The 19382-nt window shown below is 71.2% G+C and carries 20 protein-coding genes; 12 read left to right on the forward strand and 8 right to left on the reverse strand.

The window, feature by feature from the left end:
• Positions 1–246 precede the first annotated feature (246 nt).
• From ACH4U7_RS43340 to ACH4U7_RS43355, 4 genes are all read left to right on the forward strand, one after another.
• Positions 247–1068: a helix-turn-helix domain-containing protein gene (locus ACH4U7_RS43340; protein ID WP_398533412.1), complete on the forward strand. Its 822-nt coding sequence runs from the start codon at positions 247–249 to the stop codon at positions 1066–1068.
• 1 nt (position 1069) lies between these two features.
• Positions 1070–1309, forward strand: coding sequence for a DUF397 domain-containing protein (locus tag ACH4U7_RS43345; RefSeq protein ID WP_385616172.1), 240 nt, complete (start codon positions 1070–1072; stop codon positions 1307–1309).
• 193 nt (positions 1310–1502) lie between these two features.
• Positions 1503–1976: a hypothetical protein gene (locus tag ACH4U7_RS43350; protein ID WP_398533281.1), complete on the forward strand. Its 474-nt coding sequence runs from the start codon at positions 1503–1505 to the stop codon at positions 1974–1976.
• 306 nt (positions 1977–2282) lie between these two features.
• The gene (locus ACH4U7_RS43355) at positions 2283–3110 is read left to right on the forward strand and encodes an SAM-dependent methyltransferase (protein ID WP_398533282.1); all 828 of its coding nucleotides are present in this window, start codon (positions 2283–2285) and stop codon (positions 3108–3110) included.
• Positions 3111–3138: 28 nt separating this feature from the next.
• On the opposite strand, the gene ACH4U7_RS43360 is transcribed toward ACH4U7_RS43355, so the two are convergent.
• Positions 3139–4365 carry an acyl-CoA dehydrogenase family protein gene (locus ACH4U7_RS43360; protein WP_089511694.1) on the reverse strand — a complete coding sequence of 409 codons (1227 nt, stop codon included), beginning with the start codon at positions 4363–4365 and terminating at the stop codon, positions 3139–3141.
• 154 nt (positions 4366–4519) lie between these two features.
• Here ACH4U7_RS43360 and ACH4U7_RS43365 point away from each other — a divergent pair, with 154 nt between their 5' ends.
• Positions 4520–5170: a TetR family transcriptional regulator gene (locus ACH4U7_RS43365; RefSeq protein WP_385616183.1), complete on the forward strand. Its 651-nt coding sequence runs from the start codon at positions 4520–4522 to the stop codon at positions 5168–5170.
• Positions 5171–5252: 82 nt separating this feature from the next.
• Here ACH4U7_RS43365 and def read toward each other — a convergent pair whose 3' ends face one another.
• A complete protein-coding gene (gene def, locus ACH4U7_RS43370; protein WP_398533283.1) occupies positions 5253–5822 on the reverse strand; it encodes a peptide deformylase in 570 nt (189 codons plus the stop codon).
• Positions 5823–6258: 436 nt separating this feature from the next.
• On the opposite strand from def, the gene ACH4U7_RS43375 reads away from it, so the two are divergent.
• The 5 genes from ACH4U7_RS43375 (at position 6259) to ACH4U7_RS43395 (ending at position 10851) form a co-directional block, all read left to right on the forward strand.
• A complete protein-coding gene (locus ACH4U7_RS43375) occupies positions 6259–7497 on the forward strand; it encodes a MurT ligase domain-containing protein (protein WP_385616188.1) in 1239 nt (412 codons plus the stop codon).
• Between the two features lie 52 nt (positions 7498–7549).
• Positions 7550–8281 carry a type 1 glutamine amidotransferase gene (locus ACH4U7_RS43380; RefSeq protein ID WP_398533284.1) on the forward strand — a complete coding sequence of 244 codons (732 nt, stop codon included), beginning with the start codon at positions 7550–7552 and terminating at the stop codon, positions 8279–8281.
• A 172-nt stretch (positions 8282–8453) separates the two neighbouring features.
• Positions 8454–9479 (forward strand): 6-phosphofructokinase, encoded by a 1026-nt coding sequence (locus tag ACH4U7_RS43385; RefSeq protein WP_385616192.1) that lies wholly within the window; start codon positions 8454–8456, stop codon positions 9477–9479.
• Between the two features lie 129 nt (positions 9480–9608).
• Positions 9609–10559 (forward strand): cytochrome c oxidase assembly protein, encoded by a 951-nt coding sequence (locus tag ACH4U7_RS43390; RefSeq protein WP_398533285.1) that lies wholly within the window; start codon positions 9609–9611, stop codon positions 10557–10559.
• A gap of 136 nt (positions 10560–10695) precedes the next feature.
• Positions 10696–10851, forward strand: a complete 156-nt coding sequence (locus ACH4U7_RS43395) for a hypothetical protein (protein WP_043488071.1) — start codon at positions 10696–10698, stop codon at positions 10849–10851.
• Here ACH4U7_RS43395 and ACH4U7_RS43400 read toward each other — a convergent pair.
• The 5 genes from ACH4U7_RS43400 to ACH4U7_RS43420 are packed head-to-tail and all read right to left on the reverse strand — an operon-like array spanning position 10820 to position 15355.
• The gene (locus tag ACH4U7_RS43400) at positions 10820–12328 is read right to left on the reverse strand and encodes a cytochrome P450 (protein ID WP_398533286.1); all 1509 of its coding nucleotides are present in this window, start codon (positions 12326–12328) and stop codon (positions 10820–10822) included. The two genes, ACH4U7_RS43395 and ACH4U7_RS43400, sit on opposite strands and share 32 nt — an antisense overlap.
• Positions 12325–13002 (reverse strand): GTP-binding protein, encoded by a 678-nt coding sequence (locus ACH4U7_RS43405; RefSeq protein ID WP_398533287.1) that lies wholly within the window; start codon positions 13000–13002, stop codon positions 12325–12327. Before ACH4U7_RS43405 ends, ACH4U7_RS43400 begins: the two co-directional genes overlap by 4 nt.
• The gene (locus ACH4U7_RS43410) at positions 12983–13342 is read right to left on the reverse strand and encodes a DUF742 domain-containing protein (protein WP_398533288.1); all 360 of its coding nucleotides are present in this window, start codon (positions 13340–13342) and stop codon (positions 12983–12985) included. The genes ACH4U7_RS43405 and ACH4U7_RS43410 overlap by 20 nt, the downstream gene beginning before the upstream one ends.
• Positions 13339–13725 (reverse strand): roadblock/LC7 domain-containing protein, encoded by a 387-nt coding sequence (locus ACH4U7_RS43415; RefSeq protein WP_398533413.1) that lies wholly within the window; start codon positions 13723–13725, stop codon positions 13339–13341. The genes ACH4U7_RS43410 and ACH4U7_RS43415 overlap by 4 nt, the downstream gene beginning before the upstream one ends.
• A 25-nt stretch (positions 13726–13750) precedes the next feature.
• Positions 13751–15355 carry an ATP-binding protein gene (locus ACH4U7_RS43420; RefSeq protein WP_398533289.1) on the reverse strand — a complete coding sequence of 535 codons (1605 nt, stop codon included), beginning with the start codon at positions 15353–15355 and terminating at the stop codon, positions 13751–13753.
• Between the two features lie 294 nt (positions 15356–15649).
• Between ACH4U7_RS43420 and ACH4U7_RS43425 the strand changes: the two genes are divergently transcribed.
• Together ACH4U7_RS43425 and ACH4U7_RS43430 are read left to right on the forward strand one after the other, a co-directional pair.
• Positions 15650–16711, forward strand: a complete 1062-nt coding sequence (locus ACH4U7_RS43425) for an NAD-dependent epimerase/dehydratase family protein (protein WP_398533290.1) — start codon at positions 15650–15652, stop codon at positions 16709–16711.
• A 74-nt stretch (positions 16712–16785) separates the two neighbouring features.
• Positions 16786–17667 carry a TIGR02452 family protein gene (locus ACH4U7_RS43430; protein ID WP_398533291.1) on the forward strand — a complete coding sequence of 294 codons (882 nt, stop codon included), beginning with the start codon at positions 16786–16788 and terminating at the stop codon, positions 17665–17667.
• A gap of 69 nt (positions 17668–17736) precedes the next feature.
• Here ACH4U7_RS43430 and ACH4U7_RS43435 read toward each other — a convergent pair whose 3' ends face one another.
• Positions 17737–19314: an alpha/beta hydrolase gene (locus ACH4U7_RS43435; protein WP_398533414.1), complete on the reverse strand. Its 1578-nt coding sequence runs from the start codon at positions 19312–19314 to the stop codon at positions 17737–17739.
• Positions 19315–19382: the final 68 nt, after the last annotated feature.

The raw sequence follows: 19382 nt of genomic DNA on the forward strand, positions 1-19382 counted from the left end.
CCGTAACGCCTTAGCGGAGAAAGGTGGTTGAGGGCACCAGCCGTGATGCGTGAGATGGGTCACGTGCCCCACTATGCGCGTCGACAGTCTCAGCTCGCAAGCTTCGTCCTGATAATTTCAGAACGATCCGCATCGCTCTGTCCGGTGCTCCGAGGTCATGGCACACTGCACCCACATGACGGTGATTCCGGGAGGCAGGACGTGAGTGAGGCACGGCCGGGGAGCGCCGCCCCCACCGTCTTACGCATGGTCCTGGGCAAGCGCCTACGCCATCTGCGGGAGCGGGCACAGGTGTCTTTCGAGGAGGCCGCCCGGGCCGTCGAGGTGACCCCGCTGACGGTCCGCCGGATGGAGAAGGCCGAGGTCGGCCTGAAGATCCCGTACGTCAAGGAGCTGCTGCGGACCTACGGCGTCCCGTCCCCGGAGATCGACGACTTCCTGGTCCTGACCCGGGAGGCCAACCAGCCCGGCTGGTGGCACCAGTTCCGCGATGTCGTACCGGAGTGGTTCAGCGCGTATGTGAGCCTGGAGAGCGAGGCCACCGTCATCCGCGCCTACGAACCGCACTACGTCCCCGGACTGCTGCAGACCGAGGACTACGCCCGCGCGGTGCTGCGCGCGGGTTTCCCCAACGACGCGGACGACGAGATCGAGCGCCGGATCGCCCTGCGCGTCAAGCGCCAGGGCCTGCTCTCCAAACCGGACGCCCCGGCCATCTGGGCCATCTTGGAGGAGACCGCGCTGCGCCGCCCGGTCGGCGGGGCCGAGGTGATGCGCCGGCAGATCGACCATCTCATCGAGGCCCTGGCGATGCCCAAAATCCGGCTGCAGATCATGCGGTTCGCGGCGGGGCCGCACCCCGGGGCCTTCGGTCCCCTGCACTACTTCCGCTTCGGATTCACCGAACTGCCCGACGTCGTCTACACGGAAAGCGTCACCGGCGCGGTCTACGTGGACCAGCCGGGCGAAGTCGTCACCTGTCTCGAGGTGTTGGACCGGATGGCCGTCCAGGCCGAGCCGGTCGGCGAGACGATTCCCATCCTGGCCGAACTGCGTAAGGAGCTCTGACATGACAGACCCGGTCTACAGCGGAATGCCGGCCATGGACCTCGGTACGGAGGGCTGGGAGAAGCCCTGGAGCGGCACCAACGGCGGCACCTGCATCGAGGCCAAGAGGCTGCCGGACGGGCGCGTCGCGCTCCGCCAGTCCACGGACCCGGCCGGACCTGCACTGATCTACTCCCGGGCCGAGGTCGCCTCGTTCCTCGAGGCCGCGAAGGCCGGCCGGGCCGACTTCCTCATCGCCTGAACGGTCCCCGCCACCCCGCAACGCCACCCCGGCAGGCCACCCGCGAGGCCGCCCCGTAGCCGTCCCGGAAACCACTACGCCCGCACAACCGCACAACCCGGCCCCGGACTCCCCTCGAACGACCGGGCCACGCACACTGAATGCCCCGTGCGAGATCGACTGACGGCTGCATGAGATGACCGGGGTGGCGGGGATGGACCTTCACGAGGCTGCGCGGCACCGCGTTCTGATCGTGGAGGGCTGTGCCGGCGCCACCCGGGCCGGGCTGCTGACCTGGCTGTCCCACCGTCACGGGTTCGCCGTCGAGCGCTCGCCCGCCGAGCTGCCCGCGCTCGACCCGGCGCGCCCGTACCGCGAGTTGCTGCGGCTCGCCGGACCGCTCGCGGTGGACTCCGGGTTCGTCGGCGAGCTCGTCTACGGGCCGCTGCGCCGGGGACACTCCCGGGTGACATGGATCGAGGCCTTCGACTTTGCCGAGACGGTGGCCGAGCGCGGCGGCGCCTTCGTCCATCTGGCGGCGCCACCGGCCGCGTTCACGGAGCGGTTGACCGGGCGGGGCGCCACGGCGGCCGCGGCCATGGCGGAGACCGAGGCCGCGGCCGCCGCCTATGAGCGCGCCTTCACCACCCTCGCCCAGCACGCCCCGGTGCTCACCGTGCGCCCCTGAGCGACCCCGGGGAAGTACGAGCAGGCCCCCGCGCCGCCTGGCACGGCACCTCGCTGCGTTGCCGGAGTCGCCCGAGTAGGCCCTTCCCCAAGCTCTCGGCTTCGCTCGAGCAGGGGATACCCCATCCGAGGGCGATCCTCCGCCTTGCGATGCTCCCCCAGCTACCGCTGGGAGGTGCCCCCTGCACCAGACGACGCGGAAACCCACCCCTACTTCCCCGGCGCCGCTTGGCGCGGTGAAGTACCCTGCCTCGGCGGTAAGTTGGAGCTCCGAGCACGGCCTCACGCATGGCAGGAGAATCCCCAGATGACTCACGGCTCGTCCACCCCCGGTCGGCAGGCCGCCTTAGGCAAGATCGACACGTCCGTGCCGCATTCGGCCCGCATCTGGAACTACTGGATGGGCGGCAAGGACAACTACGAGGTCGACCGGGTGGCCGGCGACCAGTACCGCGAGGTCGCGCCGACCATCGAGGTGATGGCCCGCGCGTCCCGGGCGTATCTGATCCGCACGGTGACGCATGTGGCCGGGGAGGCCGGGATCCGCCAGTTCCTGGACATCGGCACCGGGCTGCCGACGTACGACAACACCCACCAGGTCGCCCAGCGCATCGCCCCCGAGGCCCGGATCGTCTATGTCGACAACGACCCCCTGGTGCTCAGGCACGCCCAGGCCCTGCTCACCAGCACCCCCGAGGGCGTCACCGACTACATCGACGCCGATCTGCACGAGCCGGACAGAATCCTGGAGGCCGCGAGCAAGACGCTGGACTTCAGCCGCCCCGTCGCGCTGATGCTGATGGGCATCCTGGGCCATATTCAGGACTACGACGAGGCCCGGTCGATTGCCCGGCGGCTCCAGGACGCGCTCCCCGCCGGCAGCTACTTCGTGCACTACGACAGCACGGACACCGACCAGGCGCTCAAGCAGGCCCAGCAGGGCTACGACGACACCGGCGCGGTCCCGTACGTCCTGCGCAGCCCCGAGCAGATCGCGCGCTTCTACGACGGTCTGGAGGTGATCGAGCCGGGCATCGTGTCCTGTCCGCTGTGGCGCCCCGAGTCCGCCGACGCGTCCATCGACGCGCCCCTCGAGAAGACGGACGTCTACGGGGGCGTCGCGCACAAACCCTGACGCCCCCGGCGCCCGCTGCTACCCGCCGCTAGCGGATCTGCACACCGGACAGGGTGCGGGCGATGACCAGCCGCTGGATCTCGCTCGTGCCCTCGAAGATGGTGAAGATCGCCGCATCGCGGTGCATCCGCTCCACCGGGTATTCACGGGTGAATCCGTTGCCCCCGAGGATCTGCACCGCCTGGGCCGTCACCGCCTTCGCCGTCTCCCCGGCGAAGAGCTTGGACATCGACCCCTCGGCGGCGGTGAAGGGCTTGCCCGCGGTGGCCATCCAGGAGGCGCGCCACACCAGCAGCCGCGCCGCGTCGATCCGTGTGCGCATATCGGCGAGCTGGAAGGCGATGCCCTGGTTGTCGATGATGGGCCGGCCGAACTGCACCCGGGTCTTGGCGTATTCGAGCGCGACCTCGTACGCCGCGCGGGCCACGCCGACCGCCTGGGCGCCGACCGCCGGGCGCGAGGCCTCGAAGGTCGCCATGGCGGCGTTCTTGCCGCGCTCGGTGCCGGTACGGGCGCGCTCGCGGGCGCGGGCGAGGCGTTCGTCGAGCTTCTCCTTGCCGCCGAGCAGACAGTGGCCGGGGACGCGGACGTCCTCCAGGACCACCTCGGCGGTGTGCGAGGCGCGGATGCCGTGCTTCTTGAACTTCTGCCCCTGGGAGAGGCCGGGTGTGCCCGGGGGCACCACGAAGGAGGCGTGGCCGCGCGCGCCCAGCTCCGGGTCGACGGAGGCGATGACGACGTGGACGCCCGCGATGCCGCCGTTGGTGACCCAGGTCTTGGTGCCGTTGATGACCCATTCGTCCTTGGCCTCGTCGTAGACGGCCCGGGTGCGCATCGCGGCGACGTCCGATCCGGCGTCCGGCTCGGAGGAGCAGAACGCGGCGACCTTCACGTCGTTCGCGTCGCCGTACATGGGCGGGATCCAGGTGCCGACCTGTTCCTCGGTGCCGTTGGCGAGGACGGCGACGGCGGCCAGGGAGGTGCCGACGATGGAGAGCGCGATACCGGCGTCGCCCCAGAAGAGCTCTTCCATCGTCATCGGGATGCCGAGGCCGGTGGGGTCGAAGTACTGCTGGGCGTAGAAGTCCAGCGAGTACAGTCCGATCTTGGCGGCCTCCTGGATGATCGGCCAGGGGGTCTCCTCCCGCTCGTCCCATTCCGCGGCGGCCGGGCGCATCACATCGACCGCAAATCCGTGAATCCAGTCGCGGACCGCCTTCTGGTCGTCGTCGAGCTCGAACGAGAATTCCGGCATTACCCCTCCACCTGGCTATTACCGTCGGTAACAAGAGTCTGTTACTCACGAGTAGACGATGTCAACTCCCGCGGCCGATCCACCCCCTCACCGGGGCCAGGGGTGTTACGTTTCGCAGGCGTTAAGGAAGCACCAGGGGGCGGGAGGCGACTTCATGGACACGGGCACCAGCCAGCGCGACGATCAGCAGCAGGCTGCCCAGCGGCGGCGCAAGGAACTGCTGGAGGCGGCGGACCGAGTGGTACTGCGGGACGGACCCGACGCCTCGATGAACGCCATCGCGGCGGAGGCGGGCATCACCAAACCCATCCTGTACCGCCACTTCGGCGACAAGAGCGGGCTCTACCGCGCCCTCGCCAAGCGCCACACCGACGCGCTGCTCGCCTCGCTGCGCGCTGCCCTGGACGCCCCCAACGACCGCCGGGAGCGCGTCGAGGCCACCCTGGACACCTATCTGGCGGCGATAGAGGCGCGCCCCCAGGTCTACCGCTTCCTGATGCACCCCGCCGAGGACGCTCCCCAGGCCGAGCAGGGCTTCGATGTCGGCCGCCACTCGGCCCCGGTGCTGCGCCGCCTCGGCGAGGAGCTGGCCAAGGTGATCGCCGACCGGCTCGAACTCGGCCCCGGCGGCACGGAGCTCGCCCGCGTCTGGGGACACGGGATCGTCGGCATGATGCACGCGGCGGGCGACTGGTGGCTGCGCGAGCGGCCCTGTTCCCGCGCCGAGCTGGTGCGACACCTCACCGATCTGCTGTGGGGGCGGCTGACCACGATGGACGACCGCGTCGGCGCGCCCGGCTTCTGAGCGGGGGGCGCCGGGGCCGCGGGTCCGGACGGGACTCGACAGGTCCGGACAGGGCTCGACGGGGCGCCGGACCGGGCTGGTCCTACGCGACGGGGCCAGGGGCCTGGGGCGCATCCGCGGCCCAGGGCGCCCGCCGCGCCGCGCGCAGCGCACGGCGGCGGCGCAGCCCGGTGAGCCGGTCGGTGAACAGGAGCCCGTCGAGATGGTCGCACTCGTGCTGCAGACAGCGCGCGAAGAAGCCCGTACCCTCCACCCGCACCGGTTCCCCGGTCACCGTCACGCCCTCCACGACCGCGTGGTCGTGGCGTACGGTGCCCGCCTCAATGCCTGGCAGCGACAGACAGCCCTCCGGCCCTCGTACCGTCACCCCGTCGGCCTCGACCAGCCGCGGATTGACCACATGCCCCAGATGCCGGCGGTCCTCGTCGTCCGGGCAGTCGTAGACGAACACCCGCAGGCCGACCCCGACCTGGTTGGCGGCGAGCCCGACGCCCTGCGCCGCGTACATCGTCGCGTACATGTCCTCGACCAGCCGGGCGAGGGCCGCGTCGAAGGCGGTGACCTCCTCGCAGGGGGTGGCCAGCACCGGATCGCCGAGCAACCGCATCGGCCGCACCAGTCCGCGACTGCCGGGGATCGCGCCGTTTCGCATGGCAACAAAGCCTACGTGCCCGGCGCGGGGCGCACGCTCCGACCGCGGGCCGACTCGTCCAGCCCCTGTCTCCCCGATCCCTGCGGCGACCCGCCCAGCCACCGCTGGGGTGTGTGCGATCGCGAGGCGAGGGCCGCCGCCGCAACCCCCGGCCGGTGGCTGGGAAGGGGCGGGCCCCGGCCCACGTGCGTGGTCCCCGACAAGCCGACGCGGGGCACCTGCCGGCGGTATCCGGGGCGCGGGCCAGGCGTCACGGGCCCGCAGAGATCGGGGAGACGGTCCCGCGTTACGCGGGTGAGATTCGGGAGAGCGCCCGGATCTCGATAGGCTGATCCCCGACCGTGGCCTCCCGGCTGGCGATTCGGCGCGGAGGGGAACGTACCACCGGCGCCTCAGGGGGCAAGAGCGGCGCCGGTATGCGAGGAGGACGAAGACGATGGCAGGCAACTCGGAGCCGCTGTCGCCGCGGGCCAAGCTGGCCGTGACGGCGGGCAAGGCCGCGGCAGCGGTGTCGCGGGCGGCGGGCCGCGGCAGTGGATCGGTGATCGGCGGCAAGGTGGCCCTGCGGCTCGACCCCGAGCTGCTGGGCAGGCTGGCGCGGCACCTGGACGTGATCCTGGTGTCGGCGACCAACGGCAAGACCACGACCACCCGGCTCATCGCCGAGGCGCTGCGAGCGGCCGGACCGGTCGTCTCCAACGCGCTCGGCGCCAATATGCCCGCCGGTATCACCTCGGCCCTCGCCGGCGGCTCCGACGCCCGCTACGGCGTGATCGAGGTCGACGAGAAGTACCTCGCCGGTGTGGCGCGCGATACGGAGCCCAAGGCCATCGCGCTGCTCAACCTCTCGCGCGACCAGCTCGACCGGGCCGCCGAGACGCGCATGCTGGCAGAGAAGTGGCGTGAGGGACTGAGCGGCACCAAGGCCGTGGTGATCGCCAACGCGGACGATCCGCTGATCGTCTGGGCCGCCTCCTCCTCGCCCAATGTGGTCTGGGTCGCGGCGGGCCAGGAGTGGAAGGACGACGCCTGGTCCTGCCCGTCCTGCGGCGGTGTGCTGCAGCGCCCCGGCGACGACTGGGTCTGCGCCGACTGCGGCTTCCGCCGCCCCGTCCCCACCTGGGCGCTCAACGGCGACTACGTGCTGGACCCGCACGGCTCGGCCTGGCCGATCCACCTCCAGCTCCCCGGCCGCGCCAACAAGGCCAACGCCGCCACCTCGGCGGCCGTCGCGGCGACCTTCGGGGTGCCGCCGCAGGTGGCGCTGGAGCGGATGTACCAGGTCCAGGCGGTCGCCGGACGGTACGACGTGGTCACCTTCCAGGAGCGCCAGCTGCGGCTGCTGCTGGCCAAGAACCCCGCCGGCTGGCTGGAGACCTTCTCCCTGATCGACCCGCCGCCCACCCCGGTGATCCTGTCGGTGAACGCCCGCGGCGCGGACGGCACCGACACCTCCTGGCTGTGGGACGTGGACTACACCCGGCTCGCCGGGCATCCGATCTGTGTGATCGGCGACCGCAAGCTGGACCTGGCGGTGCGGCTGGAGGTCGCCGGGCTGGACTTCCGGGTCTGCCAGACCGTGGACGAGGCCGTACAGATCGCCCCGCCCGGCCGGATCGAGGCGATCGCCAACTACACCGCGTTCCAGGACCTGCGCCGCCGCGTGGGCAACTGAGTCCGCACGACCGAGTCCGCACGAGCGAAAAGGGCATACGGAATTGCGACGGATGAACCAGAACAGCCTGCGTCTGGTGTGGGTCTACCCGGACCTGCTGAGCACGTACGGAGACCAGGGGAACGCGCTGGTGGTGGAGCGCCGGGCGCGCCAGCGCGGGCTGGACGTCTCCCGCCTCGACGTCCGCTCTGACCAGCAGATCCCGACCTCCGGTGACATCTATCTGGTCGGCGGCGGCGAGGACCGGCCGCAGCGGCTGGCGGCCGAGCGGCTGCGCCGCGACGGCGGGCTGAACCGCGCGGTGTCCAATGGCGCCATCGTGTTCTCGGTGTGCGCGGGCTACCAGATCCTGGGGCACGAGTTCATCAACGACCTGGGACAGCGCGAGCCGGGCCTGGGGCTGCTCGATGTGGTCAGCACCCGCGGCGAGGGCGAGCGCTGCGTCGGCGATGTGCTGGGCGATATCGACGACCGGCTGGGGCTGCCGCCGCTGACCGGCTTCGAGAACCACCAGGGCGTCACCCACCTCGGCCCGAGCGCGCGCCCCTTCGCGCGCGTCCGGTTCGGCAACGGCAACGGCACGGGCGACGGCACCGAGGGCGCGTACAACGACACCGTCTTCGGCACCTACATGCACGGCCCGGTGATGGCGCGCAACCCGCATATCGCGGACCTGCTGCTCAAGCTGGCGCTGGATGTGAACGCGCTGCCGCCGGTGAACGACCAGTGGTACGAGGCGCTGCGCAACGAGCGGATCGCGGCGGCCACCCAGGCCACCGCGTAACCGAGCCCCAGCCGCCCCGGGGTCGCCGGGCGTTAGCCGCCCCCGGGGTCGCACCAGCCGCCCGCATGGCGGACAGGCCACGGACCCGCCACCCCCCTCGCTTGTAGGGTGGCGGGGTCCCGCCGGACACCGCGGTCCGGCCGTCAGCCCACACTGCAGAGGTATCAGGGCCATGCGCATTGGTGTGCTCACATCCGGCGGCGACTGCCCCGGCCTGAACGCTGTGATCAGGTCCATCGTGCACCGCGCGGTCGTCGACCACGGCGACGAGGTGATCGGCTTCCAGGACGGCTGGAAGGGCCTGCTGGAGTGCGACTACCGGAAGCTCGACCTGGACGCCGTGGGCGGCATCCTGGCGCTCGGGGGCACCATCCTCGGCTCCACCCGGGTGCAGCCCACGCGGCTGCGCGAGGGCGTGGAGCGCGCCAAGGGGCATGTCGCCGAGCTCGGCCTGGACGCGATCATCCCGATCGGCGGCGAGGGCACGCTCAAGGCGGCCCGGCTGCTGTCGGACTCCGGGCTGCCGATCGTCGGCGTCCCCAAGACGATCGACAACGACATCGCGTCCACCGATGTGACCTTCGGCTTCGATACGGCGGTCGGGGTGGCCACCGAGGCCCTGGACCGGCTGAAGACCACCGCCGAATCGCATCAGCGGGTGCTGATCGTCGAGGTCATGGGGCGGCACACCGGCTGGATCGCGCTGCACTCCGGTATGGCCGCGGGCGCCCACGCGATCGTGGTGCCGGAGCGCCCCTTCCACATCGACGAGCTGACCAAGGTCGTCGGGGCGCGCTTCGAGGCGGGCAAGAAGTTCGCCATCGTGGTCGTGGCCGAGGGCGCCAAGCCGCACGAGGGCACCATGGCCTTCGAGGCGGGCGGCACGGACGTCTACGGCCATGAGCGGTTCGCCGGGGTGGCCCGGCAGCTCGCCGTCGAGCTGGAGCGGCGCCTGGAGAAGGAGGCGCGGCCGGTGATCCTGGGCCATGTCCAGCGGGGCGGCACGCCGACGGCGTACGACCGGGTGCTGGCCACCCGGTTCGGCTGGCACGCGGTCGAGGCCGTGCACCGCGGCGACTTCGGACAGATGACGGCGCTGCGCGGCACGGACATCACGCTGGTGCCGCTCGCCGAGGCCGTCGAACACCTCAAAACGGTACCCGCGGAGCGGTACGCCGAGGCCGAGTGCGTACTCTGAGTACCGCGTCAGCCGAGAACTGGGGTTGACGCCGGGACCATCAATTGCGCCACCACCACGGCGAGCGACCACGTCCGCGAAAGCGGCGCCGGTTCAGGCGCAAAGAGGCGCTGACCAGGAGATCAACACATGGATCACGGCGGGCACGGCATGCCCATGGATCTGCCGCCGTTCACGCTGGCGCGAGGGCTGGAGTTCGGCGGGGACACGTTCTTCCTGGTCGGCTGTGCGGTGGCGCTCGCCCTGTACGGCTGGGGCGTGGCGCGGCTGATGCGGCGCGGCGACCGCTGGCCTGTGGGCCGGACCGTTCCGTTCGTGCTGGGCGTTCTCACCATCGCGCTGGTGATGTGCACCAAGCTCAATGACTACGGCATGGTCATGTTCAGCGTGCACATGGTCCAGCACATGGTCATCAGCATGGTCTCCCCGATCCTGCTGCTGCTCGGTGCCCCGGTGACGCTGACCCTGCGGGCCCTGCCGACGGCGGCGCGCGGCCGCAAGGGGGCCAGGGAGCTGCTGGTCGCGCTGTTGCACAGCCGCTATATGCGGATCGTCAGCCACCCGGCGTTCACGATCCCGATGTTCATCGCGAGCCTCTACGCGCTCTACTTCACCCCGCTCTTCGACTTCCTCATGGAGAGCAAGGCCGGGCATATCGCGATGATGTCCCACTTCCTGCTGGTGGGCCTGTTCTTCTTCTGGCCCATCATGGGCGTGGACCCGGGCCCGCACCGGCCGGGCTATGTGATGCGGATGCTGGAGCTCTTCGCGGGCATGCCCTTCCACGCCTTCTTCGGGATCGCCCTGATGATGGCGAGCGAGCCCATGATCGGCACGTACGAGCACCCGCCCGCCTCACTCGGCATCGACGCGCTGTCCGACCAGACGGCGGCGGGCGGTATCGCCTGGGCCTTCAGCGAGATCCCCTCGGTGATCGTCCTGGTGGCGCTGCTCGCCCAGTGGTACAAGTCCGACCAGCGCCAGGCACGGCGCGCGGACCGTGTGGCGGACCGGGACGGCGACCAGGAGCTCGCGGCGTACAACGCCTATCTGGCCTCGCTCCAGACCCGCGGCCGCTGACCACTTCTCGCCACCCGGCCATCCCACCGCCCTCACCGCCGACGCCGTCCAGCGTCTAGCGGTGAGGGCGGTTCCGTACGACCATGTCCTCCTGGCCGTTGGGGCTGACACCCCAGTCGCAAGGAGGTTGCGGGGAATGCCCGGATCTGCGAAGGCGATGACAGCGTGCACGGTGGGGGGCCTGGTCCTGGTGACCGCGTACTCGGTGGCCCTCGGCAGCAATGGATGGCTCTGGTTCGGCTGGGTGGTGCTCGGCCTGCTCACCGTCGGGGTGGTCGTGGCCCGGGCCTGAGCCGGCGCCACAGGGACCGCCACCGCGACCGGCGCCGGGAGCGCCGCGCGGGCGGCTGGTCCGATCCATCCGGCCGGTCCGCCGCATCCAGCCGGTCCAATGCCTTCGACTGATCCGAGGCGTCCGGCTGGGGCGCGGAGCGGGCCGGGAAGTCCGGTGCCAGCAGGCCCGTCTCGGTCTCCAGGGTGTCCGAATCGCCCCCGCGCGGCGTGAACTCGGCGGGCAGCGACACCAGGTGGCGGGAGATCCATGAGGCCGTCCAGCTCAGCTCGGTCTCCGGGACCGCGAGCCGCAGATCGGGCAGGCGCAGCAGCAGGGTGTCGATGCCGGTGTCGGTGATGGCGCGGCCGATGTCCTGGCCGGGGCATTCATGCGGCCCGCCGCTGAAGGAGAGATGCGAGCGGTTGCCGTACATGGGTGCCGCGATGTCGGGGCGGACGGCGGGGTCGACGTTTCCGGCGGCCAGGCCGAGCAGCAGCATGTCCCCGGCCCTGATCTGCCGTCCGCCCAGCTCCGTATCGCCGGTCGCCCAGCGGCCGGGGATCACGGCGAGCGGCGGTTCGTTCCACAGCACATGCTCGATGGCGTCCGGCAGCGTCATATGGCCGCCGGCCAGGGTGGCGCGGAAGCGCGGGTCGGTGAGCACCATCCGCAGCGTGTTGGTCATCAGGTTGGTGGTGGTCTCGTTGCCGGTGAGCAGCACCAGCCGCAGATGCTGGACGACCTCCTCCTCGGTCAGCCCGGAGGGGTGCTCAAGCAGCCAGGAGGCCAGGTCCGAGCCGGGTTCGGCGCGTTTGCGCGCCACCAGGTTCTCCAGGGCCTCGGTGACGTACGCGTCGCTGTTGAGGGCCGTCTCCGTGCCCTGCATCAGGTCCCGGGTGGCCTCGACCAGACGCGGGCCGTACTCGTCGGGCATGCCGAGCAGATGGGTGAGCACCAGCATGGGCAGCTGCTCGGTGAATCCGGTCACCAGCTCGGCGTGCCCGTCGGCGGCGAACTCGTCGACCAACTGATGGGTGAACCGGGTGACCGCGCGGCGCATCCCGCGCCGGTCGAAGCGGTTCATGCTCTCGGTGAGCGCCGCGCGCAGCCGCTCGTGCTCGGCGCCGTCGGCGAAGGTGCACATGGGCTGCCAGCCGACCACCGGCAGCAGCGGCGAGTCTGGGGCGACCCGGCCCTCGCGCCAGTCGCCCCAGTGACGGGAGTCGCGGGAGAAGCGGGAGGGGGTACGGGCCACTTCCAGGTTCTCCCGGTAGCCCAGCAGCAGCCACGCGGGCAGATCGCCGGCCAGCCGTACGGGGGCCACCGCGCCGTGCTCGGCGCGCAGCCACTCATAGAAGCCCTTCGGGTCGGCTTCGTGCTCGGGCCCGAAGAGATCCCCCGCGGTGCCGGAGCGAATGGCGGCGTGGGCGGGGCATCCGGGGGGAGGCGCGGCGCCGAGGTGGTCCGTGCCGGGGTGGTCAGGGGGAGGGGTCACGGGGTCTCCGGGGTCACGGTGGTGAGGGAGTGCAGATAGCGCACAAGGGTCAGCAGGGTGTCGCGGCTGGACCCGCGGTCCCGGGCGTCGCAGTCGACCATGGGAACGGAGTCGGGCAGGTCCATCGCGGCGCGCAGCTCGGACATGGGGTGGACGGGGGCGTGCGGGAAGGCGTTGATCGCGACGACGAAGGGCACGGCGCGCTCCTCCAGCCGCCCGACGGCGTCGAAGCTGACCTCCAGGCGCCGGGTGTCGATGAGCACGACGGCGCCCAGGGCACCCTCGAACAGGCCGTCCCAAAGAAACCAGAAGCGCTCCTGGCCGGGCGTGCCGAACAGATAGAGCACCAGTTGGTCGTTCAGGCTGATCCGGCCGAAGTCCATCGCCACGGTGGTCTCGGTCTTGCGCTCCACCCCGGCGATGTCGTCCACGCCGACCCCGGCCTGGGTCATGGTCTCCTCGGTGGTCAGCGGCCGGATCTCGCTCACCGAGCCGACCATCGTCGTCTTGCCGACGCCGAACCCCCCGACGATCACCACCTTGACCGCCGCGCTCACCGAGGACGGCAGGGTGTCCTCGCTGCGCGGTCCGACGAGCGCTCCAGAGCCGGCGAGCGATTCACAGCCGGCGAACGCTTCAGAGCCGGCGAACGCTTCAGAGCTTCTGTAGTCCATGCATCACCGCTTGGAGGAGTTCGGGGTCGGGCAGCGCGGCGACGGGGACCGGCGCCCGGGTTTCCACCTGCTCGTCCCTGAGCAGATCCGTGAGCAGCAGGGTGACCGACGAGACGGGCAGGGCCAGATACGCGGAGATCTCGGCGACGGACAGCGGGAACTGACACATCCGCAGGACGGACGCGCACTCGGGGCGCATCCCCGGCTCCGGCTCGGCCCGCGCCACGACCAAGGTGACCAGTTCGACGTCCGACCGCCCGGACCGGTGCGGGCGGTCGTCGGCGAAGGAGTACAGCCGGTCGGGGACACCGTCGGCACGGCGCCCCCGAGGTTCGCTCATGCGCTCCGCCCGTCGACGCGTGGTGGGCTGCTGAGGTGTCCGCCGACCCGGGCCACCAGGTCTCGCATGCACTGGCCCATGAGCCCGGCGTCCACGGTGTCGTCGGCCAGCACCGCCAGATACGCCCCGGCGCCCGCCGCCATCAGATAGAAGAATCCGCAGTCGACCTCAATGGCGACCAGTTTCATCCGCCCGTCGCCCTCGGGGAGTTCGGCGGCGATCGCCCCCGAGAGGCTTTGCAGCCCCGCACAGGCGGCGGCCAGCCGTTCGGCGGTTTCCTCGTCGGCGCCCATCTTTGCCATGCACAGACCGTCCGAGGAGAGGAGCACCACGTAGTGGGTCTGCGGAACGCTCTTCGCCAGGTCCCGGAGCATCCAGTCCATGTTGTACCGCGGTTGCGTCACTTGCCTATTCACCCTTATCCGACTCATGCGAGATGTTCGACGATTGATCACCGTGCGGCGGACGGCCGGATTCGGTGTTGTCGGCCGCACCGGAAATGCCCTTGAAGAACGGGCCCAGCCACAATCCCGGCTCCACGGGCGGCTTTTCCTGCACCGGGGGAGCCGGGCGCGCGGGCTCGGCGCCGTTCCCGACCCGGACTGACCGGGTGACGTGGGGCATCCGACGGCGGCGCTGTGGCAGTCCGGCCGTGTTCTGCGGCGGCACTCCGCCCGCGTTCTGCGGCGGCATCCCGACCGCGTTGTGCGGCATGGTGGGCGGCGCCGCGACGCGGCCGAAGTCGGGCGGAGTGCCGGTGCGCGCCGACGTCGGGCTGGGCGTCCAGCCGGCGGGCGGGTTGGGCTTCGCCCGGGTCACGGGCTTGGGCGGGGGCAGCTTGGCGGCGCGGGCGATCAGGCCACCGGGCGCGGGGGTGGTGCAGATGATGCTCTGCGGTACGACCAGGACCGCGCGGACGCCGCCATACGCGGAGGGGCGCAGCGAGAACTGGAAGCGGTGCTTGTGGGCGAGTCTGCCGACTACCGAGAGCCCCAGGCGCGGCGTCTCGCCCAGATCGTTGAGGTCGAGTCCGGTCGAGGCCTGGGCCAGCGTCAGCTCGATGCGCTTGCGGGCTTCGTCCGTCAGGCCCACCCCGGCGTCCTCGATTTCGACGGCGACCCCGGACTGGACCTCGACCGCGGTCAGATGCACCCGGGTCTTCGGCGGTGAGTAGCGGGTGGCGTTGTCCAGCAGTTCGGCCATGGCGTGGATCAGCGGCTCGACGCCCGGGCCGACGATGCCGACGTCCGCCACCGAGTGCAGTTCGACCCGCGGGTACTCCAGGATCCGCGAGATGGCGCCGCGGCAGACGTTGTACAGCGGGATCGGGTCCCGCCACTGACGCCCCGCGTGGGAGTCGCCGAGTACGGAGATGCTGTCGGCCAACCTGCCGATCAGCGCGTTTCCATGATCGAGGTGGAGGAGATCGTGGTACATCTCGTAGTCGGCGCCGTGCTTGTCCTCCATCTCCCGCACGTCGTATGCCTGCTGGTGGGTGATGGCCTGGACGCGGCGGGCGATGTTGACGAAGGCCCGCTGTGCGGCGTCCCTCAAGTCCTCCTCGAACCGTACGGTCTGCAGCATCTCCCACAGGACCGCCCGGTGCGCGGACTCGAAGTCCGGGTCGAGGCAGGGCGCGTGGTCGATGTCCTTCATCACGTCGACGGGCTCCGCGCCGCGCCGCAGCCGGTCCACGGCCGCGGGGAGCACTTCCTTGGCCAGCCGTCTGGTCTCCACCTCCTGGTCGACCAGGCGCTGTCGCAGCACGGCCTCGCGCTCGGCGGCCTTCAGCCGCAGGGCCGCGATGGCGCGCCCGCGGCGCACCGCCTCCGCCGCCGCCACGGCCACCGCCAGCGTCGCCGCCAGGCCGCACCAGGCGACCGCCGCCCGCGCCCCGGTGGGGACCCAGGCCACGGCCAGTGCGGCGGCAAGGGCCGTCGCGGCGGGAGAGATCAGCCATACGAGCGCGGAGGCGGGCCGTCGGCCTCCGGGTGACGAGCCGGCAAAAACCATGGGCGTCCTTAAGAAAGGCGGAGACAACAGAGGAGAGAACGACGCGGGAAACCGCGGGCGAAGAGCTCGCTATGAGCCAAGGAGCATAGCGCTTTCGCCAGATGCCGAGACGAATATGCGTTTTTCTCGAAAATGCACTGAAGTATGAATTGAAATAGCTCAAGACTCGATCACGTTCTTTCATTTTCATTGCTTCATCGAACTCTTTCTGACCGGCGGCCGTTGCGCCCAGAGCGGATCAGCGCAGGGCGAACGGGCTGGGCAGGGCCGCCGGAGAGCTCGTAGCGTCCGCGTATGAGCAACGGAACCGCATTCGTGATCGGGGCGACGGGACAGATCGGTCGGGCGGCGGTGCGCGCGCTCGCCGCCGACGGCTGGCAGGTGCGGGCGGCCTCGCGGCACGGCGCCCGCGACGAGCGATGGCCCGAGGACGTACGGACCGTGACCGTGGACCGGGAGGACGACGCCGCGCTGGCCGCGGCCCTCGGAGACGGCTGCGATGTGCTGCTCGACTGTGTGGCCTACGGAGCGCGCCACGCCGGGCAGTTGCTCGGCCTCGCGGACCGGATCGGCTCGGCGGTGGTGATCTCCAGCTGCGCCGTCTACCGGGACGAGCGGGGCCGTAGCTTCGAAACCCAGGACGAGCCGGACGGCTTCCCGGAGTTTCCCGTGCCGATCCCCGAGTCGCACCCGACCGTCCCGCCGGGCGAGGACACCTACAGCACGGCCAAGGTCGCGCTGGAGCAAGAGCTGCTGGGCGCCGGGGACCGGCTGCCGGCCACGCTGCTGCGCGCCGGGGCGATCCACGGCCCGTACAGCCCCCTGCCCCGCGAGGCGTACTTCATCAAGCGGGTGCTCGACGGGCGGCCGGTGCGGATCCTCGCCCACGGGGGCGCGAGCCGGTTCCACCCGGTGCATGTGGACAACCTCGCCGAGCTGATCCGCCTGGCCGCCCGCAGGCCCGGGTCCCGGGCGCTCAACGCGGGCGACCCCCAGGCGCCGACGGTCGCCGAGATCGCGGCCGCGGTGGACGCGGCGATGGGGGCCACCAGCGAGCTGATCACGATCGACGGCGAGCCGCCGCGCCCGGGCCTGGGACAGACCCCCTGGAGCACGCCCCGGCCAGTGGTGCTGGACATGTCGGCGGCGGAGCGCGAGCTGGGCTATCGGGCGGCGACCGGGTATGTCGAATCGCTGCCGGAGACGGTGGAGTGGACGGCCCGTCAGCTGGCGGACGGCCGGGACTGGACCCTGGCGTTCCCGCTCATGGCCATCGCCTACGCGCCGCCGCGCGATCTCTTCGACTACGCCACGGAAGATGCGTGGCTGGCCGAGAGCGGGCGGGGCGGGCGGTAATTCCGTCGCGTCGCGATCACCGCGGCCGGTAGCCTCGGGCGCCCGATGGACAAAGATGACGCGGAGGTACGTGGATGAGCGGGCGGTTGCGCGCGATCGCCCGTGAGACGGAGCGGATCGTCGCCGAGGGCGGCTACACGGCACCGAGCGGACACGAAGTCCGGCTCGCCGAGCACATCGACCGTGCGATCGAGGGCACGCGTCTCTACGAGCCGGTGCACACGGTGGCGAGCCGGCGCGGCTCGGCCCTCGCCGAGGAGATCGCCCGCGTAGCCGACGAGGCGCTGGGACACGGTGAACAGCCGGACCGCGACACGCGGTTCGAGGTGACCGGGGAGAGCAGCCTGGAGGCCGCACGGAGGCTCGTAGCCGGGGTCGACGGCCCGGTCGCGGTGCTGAACTTCGCCTCCGCCCGCAACCCCGGCGGCGGCTATCTGAACGGCGCCCAGGCGCAGGAGGAGGCGCTGTGCCGGGCCTCGGCGCTGTACGCGTGCCTGCGCACCGCACCGGACTTCTACGCGGCGCACCGGGCCGACCCGAGCCCCTTCTACAGCGATCGGGTCATCCACTCCCCCGGTGTCCCGGTCTTCCGCGACGACCGGGGCGCGTTGCTCGACGCCTGGTACGCGGTCGGCTTCCTGACCTCGGCCGCGCCGAACGCCGGGGTCATCGCGCAACGGGGCATGGACACCTCGCGCCTCCCCGAGGCGCTGGCCTCGCGCGCCGAGCGGGTGCTGGAGGTGGCCGTCGCGCACGGATACCGCCATCTGGTGCTCGGCGCCTGGGGGTGCGGGGTGTTCCGGAACGACCCGGCGGCGGTGGCCGAGGCGTTCCGCGCCCATCTGGTGGCCCCCGGGCGCTTCGCCGGGCGGTTCGAGCGCGTCGTCTTCGCCGTGCTCGACCGCCGTACGGACTCGCCGACACGCGCCGCGTTCGACACGGCATTCGCGGCCTGACGGCGCCGGGCCCCGCCCCGCGGGTGCGTACGCACCCACAGAACGGGGCCCGGCCCCAGCTCGCTCCGGCTACTTGGCGGCGGCCGGGACGGGCGTGGCGTGCGGACCGCACGTCACGTCCGCGGCGTCCACCGTGCCGTTCAGCAGATAGGCGTCCACCCGGTCGTTGATGCAGGAGTTGACCAGGCCGGTGACCCCGTGCGAACCCGCGTCCTTCTCGGTGATCAGGCGCGAGCCCTTCAGTCGCTTGTGCAGCTCGACCGCGCCGTCGTAAGGGGTGGCGGCGTCGCGTGTGCTCTGCACGATGAGCGTCTTGGGCAGACCCTTGTCCGCGCCGACCTCGATCGGGTTCTGCTGCGGGGCGTCCCAGGTGGCACACGGCAGGTTCATCCAGGCGTTCGCCCAGGTCATGAACGGGTAGTCCGTGTGCAGCCGGGTGTTGTCCCGGTCCCAGGTGCGCCAGCTGGTCGGCCACTTGGCGTCCGCGCACTCCACCGCCGTGTAGACGGCGTTGCCGTTCTCCGAGGCGATGTTGCCCGCGGTGTCGGACAGATCCGGGCCCGCCGCCTCGACCAGCTGCTTCTCGTCACCGGCGAGATAGGCGCTCCACACCGCGGCGACCGGGGCCCACGAGGAGTCGTAGTACGGCGCGCTCTGGAAGAAGCCCACCAGCTCGGCCGGGCCGACGACGCCGCCGATCGGGTGCTTCTTGGCGGCCGCGCGCAGCGTCTCCCACTGCTTCTGGACCTTCTCCGGCGTGTCGCCGATGTGGTAGGTCGCGTCGTTCTTGGCGACCCACGCCGTCCAGTCCTTCCAGCGCGTCTCGAAGGCGACGTCCTGGTCCAGGTTGGCCTGGTACCAGATCTTCTCCCGCGACGGGTTGACCACACTGTCGACGATCATGCGGCGCACATGCGTCGGGAAGAGCGTCGCGTACACGCCGCCGATGTAGGTGCCGTAGGACACGCCGAGGTAGTTGAGCTTCTTCTCGCCGAGCGCCGCCCGGATGACGTCGATGTCACGAGCCGTGTTGGGCGTCGTCATGTACGGCAGCATCCAGCCGCTGCGCTCCGCGCAGCCCTGCGCGTACTCCTTGGCGAGCTTGCGCTGTGCGCGCTTGTCCGCCTCGCTGTCCGGCACCGGGTCCGCCTTCGGCGCCTTGACGTACTCCTGCGGGTCGACGCAGGAGATGGCGGCGGAGTGGCCGACCCCGCGCGGGTCGAAGCCGACGAAGTCGTACGCCTTCGAGGTCTTCGTCCACAGCGGGTTCTTGGTGGTGACCCGGCGCGGGAACTTCAAACCGGAGCCGCCGGGCCCGCCCGGGTTGTAGATCAGCGCACCCTGGCGCTCGGTGGCGCTCCCGGTGTTGCCGATCCGGTCCACGGCGAGCTTGATGGTGCGGCCGTACGGCTTGGCGTAGTCGAGCGGGACCGTCACATAGCCGCACTGTATGGGCTTCTCCAGAGCCCAGTCGGCCGGGCAGTCCTGCCAGTCGATGCCCGTCGCGGCGGCCCTGGCCGCGGCGATCCGCACGCCGCGCGCCTCCGCCGCTCCCCCCGGCGTACGCGCCTTTGCGCTGGCCATGGGCGTGGCCAGGGCGCCCGCTATCAGCGCCCCGGTGAGCACACCGCCGGCCGCACCGAGCATTGCTGTACGTCTCACCTGGTCTCCTTTTCAGGGCGAAAGACCGCCCACACGATCGGGTAAGGTATATG

Origin of the sequence: Streptomyces sp. NPDC020845 (genome assembly GCF_044334165.1) — a bacterium.
In the GTDB taxonomy this organism is placed as follows: Bacteria; Actinomycetota; Actinomycetes; order Streptomycetales; family Streptomycetaceae; genus Streptomyces.